We start from the raw sequence: 26,419 nt of genomic DNA on the forward strand, positions 1-26,419 counted from the left end.
CCGCGGGAAGCCTGGTTACAGAGAAAGGGGCAGGGCACGCGGATCGTGCACGTGCCCGATGCCGCGGCGGCGGCGGCCGAGCTGGCCGGGTGGCTGCGGCCGGGTGACGCGGTGCTGATCAAGGGCCCGAGGGCGATGGGCCTGGAGCGGACGGCCGAGCTCCTGCTCGGAGGTGCCGCCCAGTGACCAATATCATCATCGCCGGCGCGGTGGGCCTGATCCTCTCGATGCTGGGCACCCCGCTGGCGATCAGGCTGTTCTCGCGGCGCGGCTACGGCCAGGAGATCCGCGAGGAAGGCCCGTCGGGCCACCACGGCAAGCGGGGCACCCCCACCATGGGCGGCACGGTGTTCGTGCTGGCCGCTCTGCTCGCCTACGGGGCCTCCCACCTGGCCACCATCACCCCGCCGACCGTGTCGGGCATGCTGGTGCTGTTCCTGATGACGGGGCTCGGCGCGGTCGGGTTCCTCGACGACTTCATCAAGATCTACAAGCAGCGCAGCCTCGGCCTGCGGAGCGGTGCCAAGGCGCTCGGCCAGCTCATCGTCGGCGCCGTCTTCGCGATCCTGGTGGTACGCCAGCCGAACGTCTACGGCATCACCCCCGCCGAGACCCGCCTTTCGTTCCTGCGCGACCTCGGCCCGTCGATCGGCCTCGCCGGGTTCACCATCTGGGTGCTCATCCTGATCGTCGGGTTCTCCAACGCGGTGAACCTCACCGACGGGCTCGACGGCCTGGCCAGCGGCGCGACCGGGGTGGTGCTGGGCGCGTACGTGCTGATCGGCAACTGGCAGCTGCGCAACAACTGCATCGACCAGCTCGGCCCCAACTGCTACTGGGTACGAGACCCGCTCGACCTGGCCGTGGTCGCCGCAGCCGTGCTCGGGGCGCTGATCGGGTTCCTGTGGTGGAACGCGCCGCCCGCCAAGATCTTCATGGGCGACACCGGGTCGCTGGCGCTCGGCGGCGTGCTGGCCGGGCTGGCCATCACCACCCGTACCCAGCTCCTGCTGATCATCCTCGCCGGCCTGTGCGTGATCATCACGGCGTCGGTGATGATCCAGGTCGGGTTCTTCAAGATGACCGGCAAACGGGTGTTCAGGATGGCGCCGCTGCAGCACCACTTCGAGCTGAAAGGCTGGGCGGAGACCACGATCGTGGTCCGCTTCTGGCTGATCGCGATGCTCTGCGCGGCGCTCGGGATCGGACTGTTCTACGTCGAATGGATGCCCTAGGCATGACCCTCACCTGTGTCGCCGGGCTCGGGGTGTCCGGCACCGCCGTGGCCAGGGTGCTGGCCGAGCGCGGCGAGCGGGTCGTGGTCGTGGAGGCGGCCGAGGGGGAGCGCCAGCTCGCCGCCGCCGCGGAGCTGGCCCGGCTCGGCGTCCAGACCCGGTTCGGGCAGATGGCGCTGCCCGAAGGCGTCACCCGGCTCGTCACCACGGGCTGGGCGCCGCACCACCCGCTGATCGCCGCCGCTCTCGGCGCCGGCGTCGAGGTCGTGGGCGAGGTGGAGCTGGCCTGGCGGCTGCGCCCGGCCCAGGCCGCCCCGTGGCTGGCGCTGACCGGCACCAACGGCAAGACCACCGCCGTGCGCATGCTCACCTCGATCCTGCTGGCCGCCGGGCACAAGGCGCTGGCCGTGGGCAACGTGGGCGTCCCCGTGGTACGCGCCGTCGCGGAGCCGTACGACGTGCTGGCCGTCGAGCTGTCCAGCTTCCAGCTGCACTGGTCGAGCACGCTGGCCCCGCGCGCCGCGGCCATCCTCAACGTGGCGCCCGACCACCTCGACTGGCATGGCTCCATGGAGGAGTACACCGCCGCCAAGGGCCGCATCTACGAGCGCGCCGGAACCGTGATCTTCAACGCCGACGACCCGGAGGCGACCCGGCTGGCCGCGCCCTACCCGGGGGCCGTCGGGTTCACCCTCAGGGTCCCGCGCGGCGGTGAGATCGGCGTCGTCGAGGACCTGCTGGTCGACCGGGCGTTCGTGGCCGACCCGGTGGAGGCGGCCGAGGAGCTGGCGACGCTGGAGGACGTGCGGCCCTTCGCGCCGCACAACGTGGCCAACGCGCTGGCCGCCGCCGCCCTGGCCCGCTCGCTCGGCGTGCCCTCCGAGGCGGTGCGCCAGGGCCTGCGGGACTTCGTGCCCGACCCGCACCGCCTGGCCCACGTCGACCGGGTCGGCGAGGTGGACTACGTCGACGACTCCAAGGCGACCAACCCGCACGCCGCCGCCGCGGCGCTGGCGTCGTACCCGTCGATCGTGTGGGTGGCGGGCGGGCAGCTCAAGGGCGCCGACGTCGACGACCTGGTACGCCAGGCCGCCCCACGGCTGCGCGGCGTGGTGCTGCTCGGCGTCGATCGCGGCAGGATCGCCGAAGCCATCGCGCGACACGCCCCGAATGTCCCCGTGGTGGACATCGCCGATCGGGAGACTGGTGCGATGGACAGAGTCGTCACCGAAGCCGCCCGGCTGGCCTCGCCAGGAGACACCGTGCTGCTCTCCCCGGCGGGGGCCTCCCTCGACATGTTCGCCGGCTATCCAGCGCGGGGGGAGGCCTTCGCGCATGCCGTACGAGCGCTGAGGCGGCGACGTGAGCACGACCGCTGAGGAACGCGCGCGACCGAGTGCCACAGAGGGGCCGGCGACCTGGTTCCGGGAGCAGCTCGGCGCGCTGAGGGAGCTGCTCGGCAAGCCGCTGACCACCTACTATCTGATCATCATGTGCAGCGCGCTGCTCCTCGCGCTCGGGCTGATGATGGTGCTGTCGGCCTCCAGCATCGAGGCGCTGCAGAAGACCGGCAGCCCGTTCTCGTGGTTCATCAAGCAGTCGCTGTCGGCCGCGGTGGGCGTGCCGGTCATGTACGCCTGCTCGCGCCTGCCGGTCAAGTTCTTCCGCTGGGCCGGCTACCCGCTCATGGCGCTGTCGATCATCGCGCTGGTCATGGTGCTGTTCATCGGCTCGTCCGAGCTGGGCGCGCAGCGGTGGATCTACATCGGCCCGCTCACCATCCAGCCGTCGGAGCCGGCCAAGCTCGGCCTCGTGCTGTGGGGCGCCGACCTGCTGGCCAGACGGGTGCGGCAGGGCAGGATCGAGTGGCGGCAGATGCTGATCCCGCTCATGCCGGGCACCGCGATCCTGGCCGTCATGGTGATGCTGGGCAGCGACCTGGGCACCACGCTCGTGCTGTTCATGATCTTCCTGGCGCTGTTGTGGGTGGTGGGGGCGCCGATCAAGCTGTTCGGCGGCATCCTGGCGCTGGCGGTGCTGGCCGCGGCCATCATGATCAAGGTGGAGCCGTACCGGATGGCGCGCATCTCTTCCTTCTTCGACCCGTGGGCCGACGCCCAGGGCGCCGGATACCAGGCCGTGCAGGGGCAGATCGCGATGGGCACCGGTGGCTGGTTCGGGCTCGGGCTGGGCAGCAGCCGTCAGAAGTGGAGCTGGCTGCCGCACGGTGAGAGCGACTTCATCTTCGCCATCCTCGGCGAGGAGCTCGGGCTCATGGGCACGCTGATGGTGGTGGCGCTGTTCGGGCTCCTCGGCTACGCGGGACTGCGTGTGGCCGTGCGGGTCAACGACCCCTTCATCAGGCTGTCGGCCGCCGCCATGGTGGCCTGGATCGTGGGGCAGGCCATGGTCAACATGGGCGCCGTGCTCAGCGTGCTGCCGATCACCGGCATCCCCCTGCCGCTGGTCTCGTACGGCGGCTCCGCGTTGCTTCCCACGCTCGCCGCGCTCGGCATGCTGCTGTCGTTCGCCAAGCGCGAGCCGGGAGCGCGGGAGGCCTTGGCCGCCCGTGGCCCCGGACCCGTCGCCCGGGGCCTAAGCTGGCTTGGCCTGGGAGGTACGACCAAAGGCCGAGTGACACGTTAGGGAGTGACCGAGATGAGGGTGGTCCTCGCCGGTGGGGGGACGGCCGGGCACATCGAGCCCGCGCTCGCCCTTGCGGACGCGCTGCGTCATCTTGACCGGGGCATCGGCATCACCTGCGTGGGCACCGAGCGCGGCTTGGAGACGCGACTGGTGCCTGCCAGGGGCTACGACCTGGAGCTGGTGCCGGCCGTGCCGCTGCCGAGGGCGATCACTCCGAGCCTGCTCACCGTGCCGGGCAGGCTCGCCGGGGCGATCAACGCCACGGCGGCCATACTCGACCGCGTCCAGGCCGACATCCTGGTCGGCTTCGGCGGCTACGTGGCGACGCCCGCCTATCTGGCGGCCAAGCGGCGCGGCCTGCCGATCGTCGTCCACGAGGCCAACCCGCGGCCCGGGCTGGCCAACCGGCTGGGCGCCCGGCTCACCGAGCACGTGTTCACCGGCTTCCCCGACTCCGCGCTGCCCAAGGCCGAGTTCATCGGCACCCCGCTGCGCCGCGAGATCGTCAACCTCGACCGGCTGTCCATGGGCGACAAGGCCCGGTCCTGGTTCGGGCTGGAGAACGACCGGCCGACGCTGCTGGTGTTCGGCGGCTCGCAGGGGGCCAGGTCGATCAACCAGGCCGCGCTGGCCGCGGCGCCCATCCTGCGCCGGGCGGGCGTGCAGGTGCTGCACGTGCTCGGCCCGAAGAACACCGTCGACCGGGAGCCCCCGCCCGGCGACCCGCAATACGTCCTGCTGCCCTACGTCGACCGCATGGACCTCGCCTACGCGGCCGCCGACATGGTGCTGTGCCGCAGCGGCGCGCTGACCTGCGCGGAGCTGACCGCGGTCGGGCTGCCGGCCGCATATGTGCCGCTGCCGCACGGCAACGGCGAGCAGCGCATCAACGCCGAGCGCGTCGCCCGGGGCGGCGGCGGCCTGGTGATCGACGATTCCGACCTGTCACCCGATTGGATCATCCAGAACGTGCTGCCCATCCTGCACGACCCCGAGCGGGTCGCCGCCATGTCGGAGGCCGCCTCCCGGCTGGGGCGCAAGGACGCCGATATCATGCTTGCCAGGAAAGTGATGGAGATAGCCCGATGAGCCTCGTCAAGCTGGTCGATCCCGTTCGCGTCGAAGATCTGGGACGCGTGCACTTCATCGGCATCGGCGGCGCGGGCATGTCCGGCATCGCCCGCATCCTGCTCAAGCGCGGCGTGCGGGTGTCGGGCAGCGACGCGCGCAGTTCCGAGCTGGTCACCGAGCTGCGCGAGCTCGGCGCCACGGTCCACATCGGCCACGCCGCCTCCCACATCAGGGACGTCGACACCGTGGTGGTCTCGACCGCCATCCGCGACTCCAATCCCGAGCTGGGCGAGGCGCTCAAGCAGGGGCTGCGGATCATCCCGCGGGCGGCCGCGCTGGCCTCCGTCATGGCCGGGCGCACCGCCGTCGCCATCGCGGGCACCCACGGCAAGACCACCACGACCTCGATGCTGACCGTGGCGCTGCAGAAGTGCGGCGCCGACCCGTCCTACTGCGTGGGCGGCCAGCTCGTCACCACCGGGCTCGGCGCCGACGACGGCGAGGGCACGGTGTTCGTGGCCGAGGCCGACGAGAGCGACGGGTCCTTCCTCATGCTCGCCCCCGACATCGCCGTGGTGACCAACGTCGAGGCCGACCACCTCGACAACTACGGCGACCCGCGGGCCGTGCACGACAGCTTCGCCAGGTTCGCCGACCGGGTCGGCTCGCTGCTCATCGTGTGCGCCGACGACCCCGGCGCGGCCGAGGTGGCCCGCACGGCGCGGGCGCGGGGGCTGCGCGTCAAGACGTACGGGCTGGAGGGCGAGGACTACCGCGTGAGCGGCGTCCGGCCCGACGGGTTCGGCACCGTGTTCGAGATCGCGGGGCGGGGCGACGTGCGGCTGGCCGTGCCCGGGGCGCACAACGCGCTCAACGCCACCGCGGCGCTCGCCGTGGCCGACGAGCTGGGGCTGCCGTTCGAGGAGATCAGAGCGGGGCTGGGGGCCTTCACCGGGACCAAGCGGCGCTTCGAGGCCAAGGGCGAGGCGGGCGGCGTCGCGGTGTTCGACAGCTACGCCCACCACCCGACCGAGCTGGCCGCGGACCTGAAGGCCGCCCGCGACGTGGTCGCCTCCTACTCCGGCAGCGGCCGGGTCATCGCGGTCTTCCAGCCGCACCTCTACTCGCGCACCCGGTTCTTCGCCGACGGCTTCGGCGCGGCGCTCGGGCTGGCCGACGAGGCCATCGTGCTCGACGTCTACGGCGCCCGCGAGGACCCCGAGCCGGGTGTGTCGGGTGCGATGGTGGCCGGGCGGGTGCCGCTGCCGCCGGAGCGGGTCGCGTACGCCCCCGACCGGGCCGCGGTGCCCGCGCTGGTGGCCGAGCGGGCGCGGCCCGGCGACATCGTGCTCACGATGGGGGCGGGCGACGTCACGGAGCTCGGCCCGCAGATCGTGGCCCACCTGTCCTGAAGACCCCGGCCGGCCCCTGAAGGGCCGCGACACCGGATGGCGGGAGCGCCCATCCCGCCGTCCGAGGTGAGGTCCCTTGCGGGGAAGGGGGTCGCGCTGTGCGGAGGAGGGGCTGCTCGCGCGGCAGGCGGCTGGTGAATCGATCGGAGCTGTGCGCCGTCCGGGCGTGGCGAACGGTGTCGCGCCGTACGCAGGCGTAGGTTCTGTGCGATGCGGGGAGGGCGATGAAGGCGCGGACGGCGTTCCTGGTGCTGCTCACGGCGGGAGTGGTGGGCACCGCCGCCTGGCTGGTGTTCCTCTCGCCCGTGCTGGGCGTGCGTTCCATCGAGATCGTGGGAAATGTCACAGTGCCGAGCGAGCGGATCAAGCAGCAGGCCGGGGTGGCGGACCTCCACCCGCTCGCCACGGTGAACCTCGACGACGTCGAGAGCCGCGTGCTCGGCATCAGGCGGCTCGCCACCGCGAAGGTCGACAGGATCTGGCCGGGCACGCTCAAGATCGAGGTGGTCGAGCGGGAGCCCGTCGCCGCCATCCCCGCCGGCGACCAGGTGGCGATCGTGGACGGGCAGGGCGTGGTGATCGAGCTCAAGTCCGCGGTGCCGCCCCTGCTGCCGCTGCTCAAGGTGGACCGTCCCGCCGCGGGCGACCCGGCCATGATGGCGGCGCTGCAGGTCATCCAGGCGGTCCCGGACGAGGTGGCGCCGAAGGTCAGGCAGGTACGCGCGGGAACGGCAGAGGGCGTGACCCTGATCCTGTCCGACGGGCGTACCGTCGTCTGGGGCGGTCCCGACCGTCCCGAGGAGAAGGCCCGCCTCCTCGCCTCGCTGCTCAAGCGCGAGAAGGCCACCGTCTACGACGTCAGCTCGCCGGACGTGGTGACCCTGAAGTGATCAAGAGTGTCAGGGTCTGGCAAGTCAGCGGCAAGGGCATCGCCGAGCCTGTGCGAGGTGGGGGCCGCGACGTGAGAGCCTGTAAAACGGACGTTGGGCAGAGGAGGGCCCCGACCAGGCGCGACTTCGGAGCGAAACGGACAGCCCGCGACACGCCGGACGTGCTTGCGGCGCGGTTAGTTGACCCGCCTGGTAGGGGACTCCTACTGTCCGTATCAATCCTCAGGTTGACATAAATCTAAATCTCAACTTGAGGTTGAGAGTTACCCGAACTGACAAAAAGCGGAGACGATCCGCACCGAAATGGCAAGTCAACGAGCGGAAAGGCCCCTCGTCGTGGCAGCACCGCAGAACTACCTCGCGGTCATCAAGGTCGTCGGCATCGGCGGCGGCGGAGTGAACGCCGTCAACCGGATGATCGAGGAGGGACTCAAGGGCGTCGAGTTCATCGCCATCAACACCGACGCTCAGGCGCTGCTGATGAGTGACGCCGATGTGAAACTCGACGTGGGCCGCGAGCTCACGCGTGGACTGGGCGCGGGCGCCAACCCCGATGTCGGGCGCAAGGCCGCCGAGGACCATCGTGAAGAGATCGAGGAGGTCCTCAAGGGGGCCGACATGGTCTTCGTCACGGCGGGCGAGGGCGGCGGCACCGGCACCGGCGGCGCGCCCGTCGTGGCCAACATCGCCAGGTCACTTGGCGCACTCACGATAGGGGTCGTCACCCGGCCGTTCAGCTTTGAGGGACGGCGCAGGGCTTCCCAGGCCGAGGCGGGCATCGAGACGCTGCGCGACGAGGTCGACACGCTGATCGTGATCCCCAACGACCGGCTGCTGTCGATCTCCGACCGGCAGGTGAGCGTGCTCGACGCCTTCAAGGCGGCCGACCAGGTGCTGCTGTCCGGTGTCCAGGGCATCACCGACCTCATCACCACCCCGGGTCTGATCAACCTGGACTTCGCCGACGTCAAGTCCGTCATGTCCGGCGCCGGCTCGGCGCTCATGGGCATCGGCCACGCCCGCGGCGACGACCGCTCGGTGGCGGCCGCCGAGATGGCGGTCTCCAGCCCGCTGCTGGAGGCCAGCATCGACGGCGCCCACGGCGTCCTGCTGTCGATCGCGGGCGGGTCCGACCTGGGCCTGTTCGAGATCAACGAGGCGGCCCAGCTGGTGTCCATGGCGGCCGCGCCCGACGCCAACATCATCTTCGGCACGGTCATCGACGACGCGCTCGGCGACGAGGTGCGCGTGACGGTGATCGCGGCCGGCTTCGACGACGTGCCGGGGCCGACGGAGAAGCAGGTGCCACGGCCGGCCGGCCGTCCCGCCGCGTCGCCGCCGCCCGCGCCGCCGGTGTCCTCGCCGGTGCGGCCGAGCGTCTCGTCCCCCAGCGTGAAGTCCGAGCCGCCCGCGCCGCGCTCTGAGCCGCGCGCTGAGGTGCGTTCGGAGCCGCGCCCGGACTTCCGTCCCGAGCCGCGTCCCGAGCCCCGTCCAGAGCCGCGTGCGGACTTCCGTCCCGAGCCCCGGGCCGAGTTCAGGCCCGAGCCCCGCCCCGAGCCGGTGCGCCCCATGGAGCCGGTGCGCGCCGCCGGGCCGGACGACGATGGCGCGGTGGCCGACGAGCCGTCCGGCCCCGTCTCCATCCCCCGGCCCGCGCCCGAGCCCGCCAACCCGCCCACGCCCATCACCTCCCGCATGTCGGAGCCGGTCAAACGTCCGCGCGTGATCTTCGAGGAGCAGGAAGAGGAGCTCGACGTTCCCGACTTCCTCAAGTAGTCCGGACATCCAACGCCGCTCCCCGCAGGGATTCGGGAGCGGCGCCGTCATGTTCGCCAGGGCTGCCGGGCAGAACCCCGGTATCGAGAGGGAGAGGCACGTGAGAAGGGACGAGATCGCGGCCGGGCTCGCCGAGGTCGACGCGCGCATCGCGGCTGCCTGCCGCGCGGTGGGGCGCGACCGCGGTGAGGTCACGCTGATCGCCGTCACCAAGACCCGGCCGGCCGAGGACGTGCGGATCCTCGCCGAGCTGGGCGTGCGCGACATAGGCGAGAACCGCGACCAGGAAGCCGCGCAGAAGGCCCGCGAGCTCGCCGGGCTCTCGCTGACCTGGCACTTCGTCGGGCAGCTCCAGACCAACAAGGTCCGCTCCGTCGTCGAGTACGCCGACGTGATCCACTCCGTCGACCGCGTCAGGCTGGTGGAGGCGATCAGCAGGGAGGCGGTCCGCCAGGGCCGCAGGATCGGCTGCCTGGTGCAGATCGCCCTCGACGACGACCCGGCCAGGGGCGGCGCGCGGCCGGCCGACGTTCTGGAGCTCGCCGACGAGGTTACGCTCGCCGAGGGCCTGTGGCTGGGCGGCGTCATGGCGGTGGCGCCGCTGGGGGAGGACCCGGCCAAGGCGTTCGCCAGGCTGCGCGATCTGGCGACCCGCGTACAGGAGCAGCACCCGCGCGCCACGATGGTCTCCGCGGGAATGAGCGAGGACCTCGCCGAGGCCATCGCCTTCGGCGCGACACACGTGCGGGTCGGTACGGCGTTGCTCGGTCGTCGCAAGCCCTTCGTCAGGTAATGTCCCCTCAAGTGGGTCTCCAGGCCCGTGATCAGGTAGAGGTCGATCAGCGGTGAGCTTCAAGGGGGTACGGCTACCGCCTCGGAACCCGGCGACGGGAGCCGAGCGAGGGCGACCATGAGCAGGAGGACGACGTAGCGATGGCCGGCGCGATGCGCAAGATGGCGGTCTACCTCGGTCTCGTGGAGGACGACCGCTACGAGAGGTACGAGACCTACACGGACGAGTACGCCTACGAGGACGAGGTGCAGCGAACCGGCGAGGAACGGCCCGTGGCGGTACAGGACCGCGACGACGAGGCCGAACCCGGGGTGCCCGCGCCCAGGCCCGCTACGACGATCCTGGAGCGCCGCACGACGGATCTGGCCCGCATCACGACGCTCCACCCCCGGACGTACAACGAGGCGCGGACGATCGGGGAGCACTTCCGGGACGGCACTCCGGTCATCATGAATCTGACCGAGATGGTTGACAGTGACGCAAAGCGGCTCGTCGATTTCGCGGCAGGTCTTGTCTTTGGCCTACACGGCAGCATCGAACGTGTTACCAACAAGGTGTTCCTGTTGTCCCCTGCCAATGTCGAGGTGACCGCCGAGGACAAGGCCCGAATCGCGGAACGCGGGTTCTTCAATCAGAGTTAGAGTCTCTGTATGTCTATCGCACCCAACCAGGTCTCGCCGAGACCGGGAGGGCACATCAGAAGTGGAGGCGCGGCCAGGCCGTGGGGATCGTCAGTCAGATCTTGGTCGTTGTCCTGTCTCTCTATTTGGTGCTGCTCATCGGCAGGATGATCTTCGAAACGGTGCAGGCCTTCGCCCGCCAGTGGCGTCCGTCCGGCGTCGTGCTGGTGCTGGCCGAGGCCACGTACACCGCAACAGACCCACCACTCAAGTTCCTCCGCCGTTTCATTCCTCCGCTCCGGTTGGGTACGGTGGCCTTTGACCTAAGCTTCACTGTCCTCTTCATCGTCGTCCTGATCTTGATCCAGATCGCGGGGGCGCTTCGATGACGGGGCCGGTGTGGCACCCGGTCGTGATCCAACTCGTGTCCGCGCTGAAGTGATTCGGGTTACCGTCCCTCCGGACAGACTCCAAGCGCGCCAAGGAGACCAAAAAAATGCCGCTGACGCCCGCTGATGTGCGGAACAAGCAGTTCAGTACCACCCGGCTCCGACCGGGCTACGACGAGGAAGAGGTCGACGCCTTCCTCGACGAGGTGGAGGCTGAGCTCGACCGCCTGATCCAAGAGAACGAGGAGCTCCGCGCCAAACTGGCCGAGTGCCTGCGCGGAAAGGTGCCGGGCGGCATGAACATGCCCATGGCCTCCGCCCCGGTCCAGGAGCAGCCCAAGCCCGAGATGATGGCGCCGCAGCAGCCGGAGCCCATGCGGGCCCCCGAGCCGCCGCCGATGCAGCAGCAGCAGCCGGTCCCCGTGGCCATGAACATGCCTCCCCCCGAGGACAACATGGACACCGCGGCCCGCGTGCTCGCGCTCGCCCAGCAGACCGCCGACCAGGCGATCTCCGACGCCCGCCGGGAGGCGGACGAGACGGTCACCCGCGCCCGCCGCGAGGCCGACGAGATCCTCACCAAGGCCCGCCGCCAGGCCGAGCAGGTCATCGGCGACGCCCGCGCCCGCGCCGAGACGCTCGAGCGCGACGCGCAGGAGCGCCACCGCCAGGCGATGGGTTCGCTGGTGCAGACCCGCGACGAGCTCGAGCGCAAGGTCGAGGAGCTGCGCAGCTTCGAGCGCGAATACCGCAGCAGGCTCAAGCTCTACCTGGAGAACCAGCTCGCCGAGCTCAACGTCTCCGCCGAGGGCAGCGGTGGGTTCCCGGTCATGTCCGGTGGTCCGCAGGGTCAGGCTCCCGCCATGTCGCACGCCGTGCCGCAGGGTGGTGGCCAGCAGCCTCTTCCGGGTGGTCCCAACCCCTTCGGCGGCGAGGCTCCGCAGGGCGCCTTCCCCGGCGGTGACGGTCCGCACAACGACCGCCGGTAAAGTAACGGGTCACTAGGACCTGTCACTCGAAAGAGCCCTCTGTGATCCTTATCAGTGCTGGTTTGGTGCTCGCGGCAGTCGTGCTGCTGATCGCGGGCTTCGTGCTGGCGAAGCCGTTTCTGATCATGTGGTCCATCGTGGTCAGCGTGCTGTCCGCGCTGTTCCTGGTGATCGGGGCGTTCCTGCGGCGTCACGAGCTGTTCCCCGGTGGTGGGCGGGCCGCTGCGCCGGCCACCCCTCCGGCAGGGCTCATGCCGCCCGGCTTGCCGCCGTACAACCAGACCGGTCCTGTGGCTCACCAGCCGCCCCCTCAGACGCATCCGCAGCCGCCGCAGCGGACGGTGGCCGTACCGGCCTCCGCCCCGCGCCGGCCCGCGGCCGGCGGCCTCTCGCCGGACGCGATCGTGCTGGTGATCCCCGGACGCAAGCGCTACCACGTGGCCGGCTGCAAGCAGCTGGCCGGGCGGGAGCGCGAGGAGCTCACCTACGAGGAGGCACGCGAGGAGGGCTTCACGCCCTGCACGACGTGCCTGCCCGACGCAGCGCTCGGTGGACGGCAGCTGCCGCCTGCCGCCGACCCCGAGCCCGCTGCCGCACCCGGCTCCGCGTTCGCCGTGGAGAGCCGGGCCGAGACCTCCGCGGAGACCCGCGACCTTCGTCCGCCGGTCGCCCCGCCGAAGCCTGACACGAAGGCTTCCACCCCCAGCCCAGAGCCCGCCGCCGCCCACGACGACGGCGCCGCCGGGTGGTTCGGCCGGCCTGCCGCCGCACCAGCGGGCCAGGCCAAGGCCCCCTCCGCCGCCGCCGAACCGGAGGACGAGCAGGCGGAGACGGAGACCTCCATTTTCCGGCCGCCGCCGTTCGCGCTCAGGTCCGAGTCGCAGCCTTCGGGCGCACCGGGCCGGCCGTCGGCCGGCAAGACTTCCGAGTCGTCTGACAAGCCCTCGCGCCCTGGCGGTGAGCCTTCGCGGCCCCCAGGTGCGCCCGGGACGTCCGCGGGCAAGGCCGGGACGTCCGGGGAGGAGACCGATCCCTCCGTGGCCCGGCCCGGACAGGGCACCGGCAAGGCCGTGGCGTCCGCTGGTGAGCCTGGCGCATCACCTGGCAAATCCGGCAAGCCCGGCGCGACTGGGGGCAAGCCCGGCTCGTCCGGCAGCAAGCCCGGAGAGGCCGGGGGCAGGTCTGGACGTTCTGAGGGCGCGGCCGGGCAGGACGATTCCTCGGGACCGGACACGGCTCCACAGCCGCGCGTGCCTTCCTCCGCGACACCGGCCCGTCCAGGAACGTCGGGAGCGTCCGCCGGGCCGTCTCAGCGGCCTTCGGGGAGTTCCAGGACGTTCGCCTCGGCGGAGCCGGAGAAGGACGCGGTGCCGCCGGAGCGGCCCGCCTCCTCGGCCGAATCGGAGGCCAAGCCCAGAGGGCCGCTGCCCACGGGCCCCGGCGCCCCCGGCAGGCCCTCGGGGGAGCGCCCGTCCGGTGCGGGCACCGGCTCCAGGCCGGGGACTCCCGGCAAGCCCGGAGTGGCCGGCACGGGATCGACGGCCGGCGTCTCCAAGACGGAAGCCCCCAAGGCCGATGCTCCGAAGCCGGGGGCGCCTGGAGGAGGCGCGACGTCGAAGAGCGCACCTGCCTCGGCGGCGCCCGGGTCCCAGGCCTCCGGCACGCCCGCGAAGCCGCAGACCTCGGGGTCCAAGACCGAGGCCACCGGCTCGAAGAGCGGCGAAGACGCCGTCGGGTCCAAGTCCGCCGGCGCGGCGGCCAAGGGCGAGCGGCCACGCACCGTGAAGGTCATCGTCGGCACCCGCCGCTACCACAGCACCGCCTGCCCGTTGATCAGGGGCGCGGGGGAGACCGGCGTGGAGACGATGACGATCGCCGCGGCCGAGGCTGCCGGATTGACGAGTTGCTCGGTCTGCCAGCACGACCGCGAGACGGTGGGCTGAAGCCCGTCCGGCTCACCCATCACCTGAAGGTGCAGGCGGTGCCCGCCCACGTCGGCCAGCCGGCCGGGCGGCGGATGGAGTTCGCGGTCGCGACAGCTCGCGATCGCCTGCCACACGGCGCCGATCCCGCCGGGTACGGCGACGGCCAGGACGCAGCGGCTGTCCTGAGCGGGTTCATGTCCGCGGCTTCTTCCCGGTCGTGAGCCCGGCCGCGGCGATGCGGGTCTGGGACAGGGCGGCGACGGCGGCGCGAAGGGTCCGGGGGTCCTCCTGTTGCGCGATGCGGGCCTGCCGTGCCGCCAGCGGGCCCAGACGATCGAGCAGGCGCAGCCCGCGATCCCGTACGGCCCGCGGCACGGGACCGGTCACAGCGCTGAGGCGGGCGAGCCGGTCGGCGGTGTCCTGGACCTTGCGCACCCTGGGACGCCGGCGGTCCGCGTAGCGCCGCAGCGCCTCGGCGAGCGGCCGGCCGGCGGCCATCTCGATCGAGAGCACGGCGGCGTCGACGATGGCGCTGTTGGCGCCCTGGCCGAGAGTCGGCGCCATGGCATGGGCGGCGTCCCCGAGCAGCACGAGACGGCCGTCCGCCCATCGGGCGCAGTCGATTCGGGTGACGTCGTTGACCAGCAGGTCGTCGAAGCCCGCCACGCGGTCGAGCACGGCGGCGCTGAGGGGCAGGGCGCGCGTCCAGTGGTGCCGGAAGGCGGTAAGGTCGCGTCGCGCGAGGGCCTCGGCGATGGGCGCGGCGTGCGCGGCGGCGTAGAAGTAGGTGCTGCCGTCGCCGATCGGAGCGCCGCCGAACAGGCCGAGCGCGGTCCAGTATTCGCCCTCCAGCCCGAGGTCGCCGCCGTCGACCAGGCAACGCACATACGTGGTGCCGGTGTCGCGGGCCACCGCGCCGAAGTCGCCGGCGGTGCGGATGATCGAATGGGTGCCGTCGGCGCCCACCACCAGGTCGGCGCGTACGCGGTGGCCGTCGTACTCGATCGTGCCGTCGGCGTGGGCGGCGAGGACCTCGCAGCCGAAGCGGGTCTCGATCGCCGGTACGGCCCGGACCGCACGGAGCAGGCCGGCGAGGAGGCGGCCGCGCCGGACGGCCAGGACGTGATCCAGACCGGTTCCGAAGCCGGCCACGGTGGCATCGACGATGGGCAGGCCGGTAGAGGTCCGCACGACCGCGCGGGTGAGGGGGTGTCCGTGTCGTTCGAGGTCCGCGGCCAGGGACAGGCCGTCGAGCACCGCGAGGCCGTTGGGCTGCAGGAGGAGGCCGGCCCCGGCCTCGCGGGGTTCCGGCGCCCTCTCCAGCAGGGTGACGCCGGCGCCGGCCCTGGCCAGCAGCAGGGCGGCGGTAAGGCCGCCGATCCCACCGCCGACCACGGTCACCTGGGTGTTTCGGATCATGGAAGGGCTCCTTGTCGAAGGGTCAGGCGGTGCCGGCACTCAGCGGTTGCCGCCGTCGTCCGCAGGTGACGACGGGCGCGACGATCATCGCGATTCCGGCGGCCAGGAACAGACCGCCCGTGACGAACGCGATGACGGAGACCGCGCCCAGGATCGGCACTCTGGCGCCGGCGTCGATGTCGGCCTGAACGCCTGCCGAGGCGTCGGTGTTCATGATGACGACGGCCCAGTCGCCGGCGGCCACCGGCCAGGTCAGCGTCCGGGGCCCGGGGCCCGAGTCGGACGCGGCCCAGAACGTCTGTGCGGCCGGCGCGGCGGCGGGCCGGTCGCCCGCGCGCCGGATGTAGGTGACGCCGGCCGGCGCCGCGTCGAGGTCCCCGACCTCGTCGTGGCTGACCCGCTCGAGGTAGGCGGCCACGTCGTCCGCCGGGCCGATGCCGACGAACAGCGACGCGCTGGCGTCCGTGGGCCGTAGCTGGACCCGGACCTGGCCCAGCAGGTCGTCGCCGAAGACGTCGTCCAGCCCGTCCACGTGGATGTGCAGCGACGATGCGCTGATCGCGTAGGTGTCGGTGGCGAAGCGCCCCGGCCCGGCGCTGAGGTACCCGTCGTCGTCGCGTTGCCCGTCCGCCCACAGCGCCACCCCGCCGCCGGCCAGCGAACCGGCGCCGGTCAGGGCGAGGAGGACGCCGAGGACGAGCAGGAGGGTGCGGGCTCCGCTCCAGGAGCGGCGTTCGGGCGGCGCGGTCTCGGCGGCGGGTGCGATGGGTGTCGTCGTCATGGTCACTCCCTGGTGGAAGGGCTGATTGCCCTCTAGCTACGCTCGCAGCCGCGGCCGGGCGGGGTAAGCCGGGCCGCTGGCCGTTGGAGTGGCCGGTTTTCTGGTGGTTCGGCCGCGTGTGCTCAGGTACGCAGGAACAGCAGGACGGCCAGCATGCGCCGGACCGACTGGAGGAAGTCGGGGACGTCACTGATGCGATCCTTGAGCAGGTGGCCGACGCCCTCGGCCGAGTCGGCGAGCAGTTTCATGGCCGGCAGCGGGCCACCACGTCGAACCCGGCGTCGCCGAGCAGCCGTGCGAGGCCCTCGCGGAGCAGGACGCTGTCCTCGGCGATCGCTACTCGCATGGCAGCTCCGCTCTCACCCGGGTGCCGCCTCCGCGCGGGCTCCATACCCGCAGGCGCCCGCCGAGTGCCTCGACGCGGTCTGCCAGCCCGCGCAGGCCGGAGCCGCGTTCGGTGTCGGCGCCGCCGGTTCCGTCGTCGACGACCTCGACCACCACCTGGCCGTCCACGCGGGTGACGTGCACGGTGGCCGACGTGGCCTGGGCGTGCTTGCCGATGTTGGTCAGGCTTTCGCTGACCACGTAGTACGCCGCGACCTCGACGGGCTCGGCGACCCGGCCGTCCATCTCGACGCTCAGGAGAGCTGGTACCGGCGCCCGCGCGGCCAGCGATTCGAGCGCCACGGCCAGCCCGTGCGAGGTGAGCACCGCCGGATGCAGGCCGCGCGCGACGTCGCGCAGCTCCGCCAGGGAGACGGAGATCTCGCCCCTCGCCTGAGCGAGCAGCGCCTTGGCGCCGGCGTCACCGCCGAGCCTGGTCTGCAGCAGGCTCAGGTCCAGGGAGAGCGCGACGAGTCGCTGTTGCGCGCCGTCGTGGAGGTCGCGTTCCAGTCGCTGGCGCTCCTTCTGACCGGCTTCGATGACCCGTGCGCGGGATCCGCGTAGCTCGTCGACGCTGGCCCGCAGCTCCGCCTGGAGCCGGCCGGTCTCCAGTGCGATGGCGGCCACCGCGGCGACCGCGTCGAGGAGTTCGGGCTCGTCGTTGAGCGCCGGGTCGTGGACGAGGGCCGCGATGTCCTCTCCGTCGCGCTGGATCGGCGTCACCCGGGCCCGGTCGGCAGGCAGGCCGACCGGCTTGCCGTCCTGGTCGACCCAGCTGCCGAAATGCGGCAGCCAGTACACCAGCGACAACGACGGATCACGTAGCGCCCGGGCGAGCGGAGGGCGCAGATCCGCCGGCCCCATCCGCAGCTCCATGACGAGATCGCCGACGGCCGTCCTGGCCAGCCGGGCCTGGAGCAGTCCAGCCAGGAAGGTGATCGGGGCGAGTCCGATCACCAGAAGACTGATCCACTGGATCGTCGGGAACGGAGGACCGCCGAACACGCCCACCAGCAGCAGGACGGCGATCATCACCAGTCCCAGGGCGAACGAGTCGACCAGCAGGGAGAGCGATCGTCGCAGCGGACGCCCGCCGGCCAGCCGCCGGACGGCGAGCAGGACGACGCCCGCCAACGCGACCGCGCTGATCACGACGAGTTCGACGCCGTGGAGGAGCGCCGCGACGGACTGTCCCGGCCCGCCCGGATCGAGACCGCCCATGGCCAAGACGGCCGCCTGCACCCCGGTCGCCGCGACGTAGCCGACGGCGACGAGCACCCGCTCGAAGCGCAGGCGCAGCCGGCCGGTCGGGAACGCCAGGAACACGTGGACGATCAGCACCAGGGGTAACAGGTCAAACATTTGCCCGATCGCATGTGCGGCCCCGTTGCCGGACCAGTTCAGCGCCGACGCCAACGAGCAGAACCCCGTGACGATCATCAGCGGGCCGATCCTGTTGGCGGGCCGACGCCACCACGCGACCAGGCCGCTGACGGCGTACGACAACGAGATCCAGCAGACCAGGCCCGCGTGGAGGAGGTCCGTGCCGCCGGCCACCGCGAGGGTGATCGCACCGGTGATGCCGAACACCAGCACGGCGGCCATGGCCACGAAGACAGGGGTCGGGGCGCGTACGCTGAGGTGACCCGACCTGGCCGGGATCGCCGCCATCCGCTCCCCCTTTCCGACCCTCGCGGAATGAAGGGAGGCGTCCCGCTCACGCTACGCCGTCGATCGCGCTCATTCCATGCCGCTTCCGCGACCACTTCAAGGCCGCCGAGGAGCGTGCCGCGCGAACGACCGGGACGAAGCGTGGTCATCGACCGGGAGCCGCCGATGCGGATGCGAGATCATGCCGTCAATCCCCGAAGAACGCGATCAGCTCCTCCTGGAGCCAGGCGGCCTGATGCTTGGGCAGCCCGTGCCCGCTGCCCTCGACGACCCGCAGACTCGCCGATGGCATCGCACCCGCGGTCTCGCGCAGCGCGGATTCGGGGTAGAACGGGTCCTGACCTCCTCCGATGACCAGCGTGGGCACGCCGAGGCCGGACAGATCGGCCGTCGTGTCGTGGGCCAGCATCGCCTGGATCGTGATGGCGAAGTCGCCGCTGTCGGCGCTCTCCGGAGGACTGCCGCCGGTGAGCCGCCCGAACACGCGGGCCGCACGCTGCGCGGCCGCCCCGTCGACGGCCGCCGCCGCCAGCTCCGCGCCTCGGCGAGCGCGCGCCACCGCTCGCAGATCCGACGTCCCTCTTCCGAGAGCCGGGAACCGGCGACCACCAGCGCGAGCCGCTCCACCAGGCTGGGATGGTCGAGCGCGAGGTGCTGGGCGATGGCGCCGCCGGTCGACAGGCCGACGAGCTTGACCGGCCCGAGTTCGGCGCGCAGGAGACCGGCGTAGCCGGCGGCCAGGTCCCGGGTGCTCATGCCCGCGGTCAGGTGGCGGGGGCGCTGCACCACGTACACCGTGTAGTGCCGCGCCAGCCGCCTGAACGCGTAGCCGTAGGAGCGGGCGACCAGGCCGCCGCGTGTGCCGTTGTCCAGCGCCATGCCGGGCAGCACCATGAGCGTCGCCCGGCCGTCCCCGAGCCGGACGTAGGAGAAGCGGCCGCCGAGCAGGCCCGTCTGTACAGTCATGACGCCTGGACTCCTGTCAGGATGACGCGGCGGCGCAGCCGGCGCGCCGCGAGGATGACGATCGGATTGATCACGGCCAGCCCGAGCAGCGCGGGAGGCAGGTGGGCGAGCGCGCCGGAGACGTCGCCGAACGCGAACGTCCACACGATCTTGAACAGCACGGCGCCGTTGATGACGACGAGCGTCCAGGCGAGCGAGCCCCGCCAGAGGGCGAGAGCCAGCCCGGTGAACACCAGCGGCACCAGCAGGGCGATCGCGACCTTCCACAGGGTCCAGTCGCCGAGCAGGTAGGCGCGCTCGGCGGCGAGCATGCCGAGTACGGCGGGATCCGGGTCCTCGGGCGCGGGGAACCAGGCCATGCTGGTGACCAGCGCGACCAGCGTCAGCACGATGCCGGTCAGGCTGCGCCGGTGGGCGAACCAGCAGAACGGCAGCAGGAACAGCGGCCTGATGTACCAGCTGAGGACGTTGTGGTGCCGATCCCAGATCCACGGCGCCAGGTCGTTGAGCCATTCGGCGAACGTCGTCATCGCTGCCCGCCAGGTGCCGCCAGCCAGGCCTTCCGGTCGAACAGCAGCACAGCGGCGGCCACGAGGGTCCAGGCGGCGAAGCCGAGCCATTCCATGCGCACCACGTCGGCGCCGGTGAAGCCGATGTTGCCGAGCGTGATCGTGCCCTGGGTCACGTGGAAGAGCAGCACGAGCAGCAGGCTGCCGCCGCTGCGGTTGAACAGCCAGACGTAGACGAAGGTGATCAGGAACGTCGTCGGCAGCCCGATCAGCGACTCGCCCGGGATCACCATGGTCGGCAGGTGCCAGAGCGCGACCAGCACGCCCAGGATCGCCGCGCTGACCAGCGGCGACCGCGTGGCCTGCAGCCGCGGGACGGCGTAGGCCCGCCACGCGGGCTCCTCGCCCACGGGCCCGTCCATCGGATTGACCAGCCGGATCGCGAACAGCAGCGCGACGCTCGACCACGACAGCGCGGCCAGGTCGGGGGCGGGCGCGCCGAACAGGGCGACGTTCGCCCAGGTCGTGGTGGTGATCACCGCGAGGGGCAGGCCGAGGGCGGCGGCGTACCAGACCCAGCCGACCCGCCAGCGCAGCAGCCGCCCGCCGAGCTCGCGCAGGCCGGCCCGGCCCTCGGTCACGGCGAGGACGATCACCGCGGACAGGACCGGTCCCGCGGGCACGAACCCGGGCTCCTGGCTGATGCCGAGCGCCTGCAGCGGCCAGGCCCACCACGACAGCGCGAACGCCAGGACGAAGAAGGACGGGAGACGGTGGCGGCGCACCCAATCCCTGAAGCCGGATCGTCCGGGGACAGGTGGGGGCTGGTCGTGAATGATGCGAGATTTCATGCTTCGACGCTCGCAGCCGGAGCGCGCCCCGGTAAGCCGGGTGGCTGGCCATCGCGCAGGGCGGGTTTCTGGTGGGAGCCCGAGGGACAGCCGCCCGCGGACGCCGAGTCGCTCTGGCGGTCAGCGGGTGGTGACCGCGTCGAAGGGCGCGCCCGATGCCGGGCGCGCCCCTCCATGCCTCCGGGTGTCAGGCCCGGCGGAGCTGGAAGGCCAGGCCCAGGTCCTCGTCCGCGTGGGACGGCAGGTCCTCCGCCGTGCCCTCCGTGACCGTGGTCGCCAGGACCTCCTCCGCCACGACGTGCGGCTCCGACCGCAGGGCCGCGGCGAGGTCCGGCGACGAGGTGGCCCACCAGAGCTCGATGCGGTCCGTGATCGACAGGCCGGTCGCCTTGCGGGCCTCCTGGACCAGGCGGATGACCTCGCGCAGGAGCCCCGCGCGGCGCAGCTCGTCGGTGAGCTCCAGGTCCAGGGCCACCGTCTCGCCCGTGCCCGTGCCGATCGCGCCCGTCTCCACCGCCCAGCCGGAGCGGGGCTGCTCGTTGACGATCACGTCGTCGGGGCCGAGCATGATCTCGCCCAGCTCGTCCGCCTCCACCATGACCGTGCCGCCGGAGCGAAGGGCGCGGGCCACCCGGATCGGGTCGGCCGCGGCCACCGCGGCGGCCACGATCTTGGTCTGGGAGCCGAACCGCTTGCCCAGGGACCGGAAGTTGGGCTTGACCGTGTACGACACGAGGTCAGCGCTGAATCCGGACATGTCCTCCAGGGAGTGGACGTTGAGCTCCTCCGCCACCAGCCCGCGCAGCTCGCCCGGCAGCGACTGCCAGCCGTGCGCGCCCACCAGGGCCCGCCTGAGCGGCTGCCGCGTCTTGACGCCCGACGAGGCGCGGGCCGAGCGGCCCAGCTCCACCAGGCGCCGGACCAGCGCCATCTGGTCGGACAACATCGGGTTCAGCAGGTCTCTGCGCACCTCCGGCCAGGAGGCCAGGTGCACCGATGAGGGCGCCTCCGCCGAACGCAGGACGTCCCAGAGGTAGTCGGTGACGAACGGGGCGATGGGCGCCATCAGCCTGAGCACCGTCTCCAGGCACTCGTACAGGGTCGCGAAGGCGTCCTCCGAACCCTGCCAGAACCGGCGGCGCGAGCGGCGTACGTACCAGTTGGACAGGTCGTCGAGGAAGTCGGCGAGCCGGCGCCCGGCGCGCTGGGTGTCGTACTCGTCCAGCGACGCCGTGACCTCGGCGACCGTCCGGTGCAGCTCGGCCAGCGCCCAGCGGTCCAGCAGCGAGCGCTCGGCCGCCGGGGTGGCCTCCGCCAGCCTGGACGGCGACCACGACTCGGCGTTGGCGTAGAGGGTGAAGAACGACGAGGTGTTCCAGAGCGTCAGCAGGACCTTGCGGACGATCTCCTCCAGCACGTTGTGACCCACCCGGCGGGCCGCCCACGGCGAGCCCGAGCAGGCCATGAACCAGCGCAGCGCGTCGGCCCCGTGCTCATCCATCAGCGGCATCGGCTCGAGGATGTTGCCCAGGTGCTTGCTCATCTTGCGGCCGTCCTCGGCCAGGATGAGGCCGAGGCAGAGCACGTTCTCGTAGGAGGACTGGCCGAAGACGAGGGTGCCGACGGCCATCAGCGAGTAGAACCAGCCGCGGGTCTGGTCGGTGGCCTCGCAGATGAACTGCGCCGGGTAGACGCCCTCGGGCTTGCCGCGCTCGCCCCACTGCGCGAACGGCATCGAGCCGGAGTCGTACCAGGCGTCGATGACATCGGGCACCCGGCTGGACTCGGCGCCGCAGGACGGGCAGGCGAAGGTCACGTCGTCGACGTAGGGGCGGTGCGGGTCGAGCGCCGAGACGTCCTGGCCGGCCAGGGAGCCCAGCTCCTCCATGGACCCGACGCACGTCACGTGGGACTCGTCCGCCGAGCACACCCACAGCGGCAGCGGCGTGCCCCAGTAGCGCGAGCGCGACAGCGACCAGTCGACGTTGTTGCGCAGCCACTCGCCGAACCGGCCCCACTTGATCGTCTCCGGGTACCAGTTGGTGTTCGCGTTCTCGTGCAGCAGCTGGTCCTTGACCGCGGTGGTCCGGATGTACCAGGACGGGAGCGCGTAGTAGAGCAGCGGCGTGTGGCAGCGCCAGCAGTGCGGATAGGCGTGCTCGAAGTGCCCGCCGCGGAACAGCAGGCCGCGGGCGCGCAGGTCCTCGGTCAGCTCCTCGTCGGCGTCCTTGAAGAACCGGCCGCCGACCATGGGCACGTCGCCGAGGAAGCGGCCGTCGGGGCCGATCGGGTTGACCACCGGCATGTCGTACTGCCTGATCACGGCCAGGTCATCGGCGCCGAAGGCCGGCGCCTGGTGGACCAGGCCGGTGCCGTCCTCGACGGTGACGTAGTCGCCGAGCACGACGTAGTGCGCGCCCGGGATGTCGACCAGCTCGAACGGGCGCGCGTAGGAGGTGTTCTCCAGGTCGCGGCCGCTGTAGCGGGCCACCTCGGTGACCCTCTCGCCCAGGACGGACAGGAGCGGCTCGGCGACCACGAGCACCTCGCCGTCCACGGTGCGGGCCGCGACGTAGGTCACGTCGGGATGCACGGCGACCGCGGTGTTCGACACGAGCGTCCACGGCGTCGTCGTCCACACCAGCAGCGCGGCGCCCAGCTCCGCCAGCGGCCCCGAGGTCACCGGCATGCGGACGTAGACCGACGGGCTGGACACGTTCTCGTAGCCGCCGGGCTGGCCCAGCTCGTGGTCGGAGAGGCCGGTGCCGCAGCGCGGGCAGTAGGGCGTGATCCGGAAGTCGCGGAACAGCAGCCCCTTGTCGAAGATGACCTTCAGCGACCACCACACCGACTCGACGTAGGAGGGGTCCATGGTCCGGTACGCCTGCGACAGGTCGATCCAGTAGCCCATCCGCTCGGTCATCTGCTCGAACGCGTCCACGTTCCGCAGCACCGACTCACGGCACTTGGCGTTGAACTCGGCGATGCCGTACGTCTCGATGTCCTTCTTGCCGGACAGGCCGAGCTCGCGCTCGACGCCCACCTCGACGGGCAGGCCGTGGCAGTCCCAGCCGGCCTTGCGCGGGACGCTGAAGCCGCGCATGGACTTGTAGCGCGGGAACAGGTCCTTGAACACGCGCGCCTCGACGTGGTGCACGCCCGGCAGGCCGTTGGCGGTGGGCGGGCCCTCGTAGAACACCCAGGACGGGTGACCCGCGTTCTGCTCCACGGAACGCTCGAAGATCTTCCCGTCCCGCCAGCGGTCCAGGACCTCGCGCTCGAGCGCGGGCAGGTCGACCTGCGCGGGAAGAGGACGGAAGGATGGGGAAGACATTTCGGGCGTGACCTCCACGCTTGATCGGCCAATTGGACGAGCGTGAAGGGACGAAGCCGTACGGCTCCGCGGTACCACCCTTCTTGACCTCGCACGGGGCGAGGCCCTCTTCATCTGGTCTGCGGCCGGTTCTAATGAGCTCGGGAGAGCCGTTCTTCCGGCGGCTCCGGGGTGATATCCCTCACAGTCGGGCCCCATCAACGCCTTGCAGTCTCAAACCATAACGCAGAGTGGAGGTCAAGGCTTCCCGGTTTCCCTGGTGGCGCCCCGCGGCGGCCACAACGTCGGTACGGAAGCCGTAAACGCCCACAAAGTTGTGGGAATGGACGCCCCTGAGAAGGAGTTGAATGCGCGAGGCGGGATAGTACGGGGGAGGTAAACCGTCCGGCGGGTCGTTTGCCGTTCCGTTATCAGGATCCTAAACTGCCCGCACCTCAACGGCCTTGATCAGCAATGGAGGCACGCCATGGCGGCAGTCACGCAGACCGCTACACCGTCGATGTGGTCGCAACAGGAGCTGGCCGAGGTACGCGGCATGCTCCAGGCCGAGATCGACGAGCTCGAGGCGGACATCCTCCGCCACGAGACGGAAATAGCCTCTGGAGACGTCACCCAAGGAGCCGGCGACGACCAGGCGGACGCCGGCGCCAAGACATATGAGCGCGAACGCGAGATCGCCCTTACCCTGAATGCGCGCGATCTGGTCGCGCAGAATGAACGTGCGATCGCCAGGATCGACGCAGGGACCTATGGAGTGTGCGAATCGTGCCACAAGCCGATCGGCAAGGAACGCCTTCAGGCGTTCCCGAGGGCGACGCTGTGCGTGGCCTGCAAGCAGAGGGAGGAGCGCCGGTAGGCAGACCCCGGGGTCGCCTGATCGCCGTCCTCATCGTGCTGGCGGCCGTCATCTACGCGGCCGACCTCATCACCAAGACGGTGGTGCTGCGGTCGCTTGAGGACAAGCCGCCGCTGGTCGTCATCGAGAACGTGTTGCAGTTCCGGGTGATCTTCAACTCCGGCGCCGCGTTCAGCATCGGCACCGGGATGACCCTCGTCCTCACCCTCATCGCGGCGGCGGTGGTCGTGGCCATCGTGCGCACCGCGCGCAAGCTCGGCAGCCGCGCGTGGGCGATCACGCTCGGCCTGCTCCTCGGCGGGGCGCTCGGCAACCTCACCGACCGGCTGCTGCGCTACCCGTCGGGGATCGGCCGCTCCACGCAGCTCCAGGGGCACGTCGTGGACTTCATCGAGGTGCTCCCCGGGCATTTCCCCATCATCGACTACTTCCCCATCTTCAACATCGCCGACTCCGCGATCGTCTGCGGCGGCATCCTGGCGGTGCTCCTGGCCTGGCGCAACGTGCAGATCGACGGGTCGAAGGAGGTGGCGAAGGGTGAGTGAGCAGCGAAGTCTGCCCGTGCCCGACGGGCTGGAGGGCGAGCGGCTCGACGCCGCGCTCGCGCGGCTGTTCGGCTTCTCCCGCACGCGCGCGGCCGAGCTGATCGTCGCGGGTGAGGTGCTGGTCGACGGCCGGCAGCCGGCCAAGTCCGACCGGGTCCACGCGGGCGCGTGGCTCGACGTGACCATGCCGCCGCCCCTCACCACGCCCATGCCAGTGGCCGAGCCGGTGCCCGGCATGACCATCGTGTACGAGGACGACGACATCATCGTCGTCAACAAGCCCATCGGGGTGGCCGCCCACCCGACCGTCGGCTGGACGGGCCCCACCGTGATCGGCGGGCTGCTCGGGGCCGGGCACACGATCGCCACCAGCGGAGCCGCCGAGCGCCAGGGCATCGTGCACCGCCTGGACGCCAACACCACGGGCGCGATGGTGGTGGCCAAGAGCGAGCACGCCTACTCGTGGCTCAAGCGCGCCTTCAAGGAACGCACCGTCGACAAGCGCTACCACGCGCTGGTCCAGGGGCATCCCGACCCGTTCAGGGGCACGGTCGACGCGCCCATCGACCGGCACCCGTCGGGCGACGGCAGGTTCGCGGTGGTGGCCGGCGGCAAGCCGTCCGTCACCCACTACGACACCGTCGAGGCGTTCCGGGCGGCGTCGCTGCTGGACATCAAGCTGGAGACCGGGCGTACGCACCAGATCAGGGTGCACATGGCGGCGCTGCGCCACCCGTGCGTCGGCGACCTGCTCTACGGCGCCGACCCGACGCTCTCCGCCCGGCTGGGGATCACCCGGCAGTGGCTGCACGCGGTCGCGCTCGGCTTCGAGCACCCGTCGACGGGCGAGTGGATGTCGTTCAGCACCGACTACCCGCAGGACCTGCAGAAGGCGCTCGACATCGTCCGCGACGAGTCCTGAGCCCAGGCGTCCTCCCGCACGGCGGGAGGACGCGCACGCCCGGCTCGGCGCCGGCGGCGCCGCCACGGAGAGCGTGCGGTCCGCCGAGCCGTCGTCGTCGACGATCAGCTCCCAGCTCAGCGGCGCTTCCTGGGCTTCTTCTTCTCCGAGTCCGACGCCCTGCTGTTGTCCGAGCCCTCGACCTCGCCCGGGGTCTCGGACGGGTCCTCGGACGGGGTCTTCTTCTCCTTCTTGGACTTCTCCGGCGTCGGCTCCTCGGTGGGCCTCTTCCTCTCGCCGTCAGGCGTCCTGGGCTCCTCCCTGGTGGGCGGTGGGGATCACCCGGCAGTGGCTGCACGCGGTCGCGCTCGGCTTCGAGCACCCGTCGACGGGCGAGTGGATGTCGTTCAGCACCGACTACCCGCAGGACCTGCAGAAGGCGCTCGACATCGTCCG

23 protein-coding genes and 2 pseudogenes are annotated in these 26,419 nt (G+C 71.5%); 16 read left to right on the top strand and 9 right to left on the bottom strand.

Translation table 11 applies throughout. The features are described 5' to 3' along the window. The 13 genes and pseudogenes from EJK15_RS71555 to EJK15_RS50055 form a co-directional block, all read left to right on the top strand. A pseudogene (locus EJK15_RS71555) lies at positions 1-186 on the top strand (hypothetical protein); the annotation flags it as partial. Further along, the gene (gene mraY, locus EJK15_RS50000) at positions 183-1,235 is read left to right on the top strand and encodes a phospho-N-acetylmuramoyl-pentapeptide-transferase (protein WP_138717514.1); all 1,053 of its coding nucleotides are present in this window, start codon (positions 183-185) and stop codon (positions 1,233-1,235) included. The pseudogene EJK15_RS71555 and the gene mraY, both read left to right, overlap by 4 nt. 2 nt (positions 1,236-1,237) lie before the next feature. Continuing rightward, complete coding sequence (murD, locus tag EJK15_RS50005; protein WP_240777724.1) at positions 1,238-2,614, top strand: UDP-N-acetylmuramoyl-L-alanine--D-glutamate ligase; 1,377 nt, start codon at positions 1,238-1,240, stop codon at positions 2,612-2,614. After that, complete coding sequence (gene ftsW, locus EJK15_RS50010; RefSeq protein ID WP_171074994.1) at positions 2,598-3,881, top strand: putative lipid II flippase FtsW; 1,284 nt, start codon at positions 2,598-2,600, stop codon at positions 3,879-3,881. The genes murD and ftsW overlap by 17 nt, the downstream gene beginning before the upstream one ends. A 12-nt stretch (positions 3,882-3,893) precedes the next feature. Continuing rightward, the gene (gene murG, locus EJK15_RS50015; protein ID WP_138717516.1) at positions 3,894-4,970 is read left to right on the top strand and encodes an undecaprenyldiphospho-muramoylpentapeptide beta-N-acetylglucosaminyltransferase; all 1,077 of its coding nucleotides are present in this window, start codon (positions 3,894-3,896) and stop codon (positions 4,968-4,970) included. Continuing rightward, entirely contained in the window at positions 4,967-6,364 is a 1,398-nt protein-coding gene (gene murC / locus EJK15_RS50020; protein ID WP_138717517.1) for a UDP-N-acetylmuramate--L-alanine ligase, read from the top strand. Before murG ends, murC begins: the two co-directional genes overlap by 4 nt. Positions 6,365-6,588: 224 nt before the next feature. Further along, a complete protein-coding gene (locus EJK15_RS50025; protein ID WP_138717518.1) occupies positions 6,589-7,254 on the top strand; it encodes a cell division protein FtsQ/DivIB in 666 nt (221 codons plus the stop codon). Positions 7,255-7,590: 336 nt separating this feature from the next. Next, positions 7,591-9,030, top strand: a complete 1,440-nt coding sequence (gene ftsZ / locus EJK15_RS50030) for a cell division protein FtsZ (protein ID WP_138717519.1) — start codon at positions 7,591-7,593, stop codon at positions 9,028-9,030. Positions 9,031-9,079: 49 nt separating this feature from the next. Continuing rightward, entirely contained in the window at positions 9,080-9,823 is a 744-nt protein-coding gene (locus EJK15_RS50035; RefSeq protein WP_138717520.1) for a YggS family pyridoxal phosphate-dependent enzyme, read from the top strand. A 140-nt stretch (positions 9,824-9,963) separates the two neighbouring features. Continuing rightward, positions 9,964-10,464: a cell division protein SepF gene (locus EJK15_RS50040; RefSeq protein ID WP_138717521.1), complete on the top strand. Its 501-nt coding sequence runs from the start codon at positions 9,964-9,966 to the stop codon at positions 10,462-10,464. A gap of 80 nt (positions 10,465-10,544) precedes the next feature. Continuing rightward, a complete protein-coding gene (locus EJK15_RS50045; RefSeq protein WP_138717522.1) occupies positions 10,545-10,832 on the top strand; it encodes a YggT family protein in 288 nt (95 codons plus the stop codon). A gap of 107 nt (positions 10,833-10,939) precedes the next feature. After that, a complete protein-coding gene (locus EJK15_RS50050; protein WP_138717523.1) occupies positions 10,940-11,821 on the top strand; it encodes a DivIVA domain-containing protein in 882 nt (293 codons plus the stop codon). Positions 11,822-11,862: 41 nt separating this feature from the next. After that, entirely contained in the window at positions 11,863-13,764 is a 1,902-nt protein-coding gene (locus tag EJK15_RS50055; RefSeq protein WP_138717524.1) for a hypothetical protein, read from the top strand. A 174-nt stretch (positions 13,765-13,938) separates the two neighbouring features. Here EJK15_RS50055 and EJK15_RS50060 read toward each other — a convergent pair whose 3' ends face one another. From EJK15_RS50060 to ileS, 9 genes and pseudogenes are all read right to left on the bottom strand, one after another. Then, positions 13,939-15,165 (bottom strand): FAD-dependent oxidoreductase, encoded by a 1,227-nt coding sequence (locus tag EJK15_RS50060; RefSeq protein ID WP_138717525.1) that lies wholly within the window; start codon positions 15,163-15,165, stop codon positions 13,939-13,941. 22 nt (positions 15,166-15,187) lie between these two features. Next, complete coding sequence (locus tag EJK15_RS50065; protein ID WP_138717526.1) at positions 15,188-15,946, bottom strand: hypothetical protein; 759 nt, start codon at positions 15,944-15,946, stop codon at positions 15,188-15,190. A 122-nt stretch (positions 15,947-16,068) separates the two neighbouring features. Beyond that, positions 16,069-16,194, bottom strand: a complete 126-nt coding sequence (locus EJK15_RS77265) for a hypothetical protein (RefSeq protein ID WP_338089933.1) — start codon at positions 16,192-16,194, stop codon at positions 16,069-16,071. An 8-nt stretch (positions 16,195-16,202) separates the two neighbouring features. Next, positions 16,203-16,292, bottom strand: a pseudogene (locus tag EJK15_RS77270) (response regulator); the annotation flags it as partial. After that, positions 16,283-18,001 (bottom strand): sensor histidine kinase, encoded by a 1,719-nt coding sequence (locus EJK15_RS50075; protein WP_138717527.1) that lies wholly within the window; start codon positions 17,999-18,001, stop codon positions 16,283-16,285. The gene EJK15_RS50075 and the pseudogene EJK15_RS77270, both read right to left, overlap by 10 nt. A 187-nt stretch (positions 18,002-18,188) precedes the next feature. Continuing rightward, on the bottom strand, positions 18,189-18,560 hold the full coding sequence (locus EJK15_RS50080; protein ID WP_138717528.1) for an alpha/beta fold hydrolase: 372 nt from the start codon (positions 18,558-18,560) through the stop codon (positions 18,189-18,191). Positions 18,561-18,963: 403 nt separating this feature from the next. Then, positions 18,964-19,497 (bottom strand): hypothetical protein, encoded by a 534-nt coding sequence (locus EJK15_RS50085; RefSeq protein WP_138717529.1) that lies wholly within the window; start codon positions 19,495-19,497, stop codon positions 18,964-18,966. Beyond that, positions 19,494-20,327, bottom strand: a complete 834-nt coding sequence (locus EJK15_RS50090) for a CPBP family intramembrane glutamic endopeptidase (RefSeq protein ID WP_138717530.1) — start codon at positions 20,325-20,327, stop codon at positions 19,494-19,496. The genes EJK15_RS50085 and EJK15_RS50090 overlap by 4 nt, the downstream gene beginning before the upstream one ends. 187 nt (positions 20,328-20,514) lie before the next feature. Continuing rightward, the gene (ileS, locus tag EJK15_RS50095; RefSeq protein WP_138717531.1) at positions 20,515-23,661 is read right to left on the bottom strand and encodes an isoleucine--tRNA ligase; all 3,147 of its coding nucleotides are present in this window, start codon (positions 23,659-23,661) and stop codon (positions 20,515-20,517) included. A 466-nt stretch (positions 23,662-24,127) separates the two neighbouring features. Between ileS and EJK15_RS50100 the strand changes: the two genes are divergently transcribed. The 3 genes from EJK15_RS50100 to EJK15_RS50110 are packed head-to-tail and all read left to right on the top strand — an operon-like array spanning position 24,128 to position 25,984. Next, a complete protein-coding gene (locus EJK15_RS50100; protein WP_138717532.1) occupies positions 24,128-24,517 on the top strand; it encodes a TraR/DksA family transcriptional regulator in 390 nt (129 codons plus the stop codon). A gap of 35 nt (positions 24,518-24,552) precedes the next feature. Then, the gene (gene lspA / locus EJK15_RS50105; RefSeq protein WP_138717533.1) at positions 24,553-25,062 is read left to right on the top strand and encodes a signal peptidase II; all 510 of its coding nucleotides are present in this window, start codon (positions 24,553-24,555) and stop codon (positions 25,060-25,062) included. Beyond that, complete coding sequence (locus EJK15_RS50110; RefSeq protein WP_138717534.1) at positions 25,055-25,984, top strand: RluA family pseudouridine synthase; 930 nt, start codon at positions 25,055-25,057, stop codon at positions 25,982-25,984. Before lspA ends, EJK15_RS50110 begins: the two co-directional genes overlap by 8 nt. The last annotated feature ends 435 nt before the right edge of the window (positions 25,985-26,419 follow it).

Origin of the sequence: Nonomuraea basaltis (assembly GCF_005893125.1) — a bacterium.
Classification (GTDB): Bacteria; Actinomycetota; Actinomycetes; order Streptosporangiales; family Streptosporangiaceae; genus Nonomuraea; species Nonomuraea basaltis.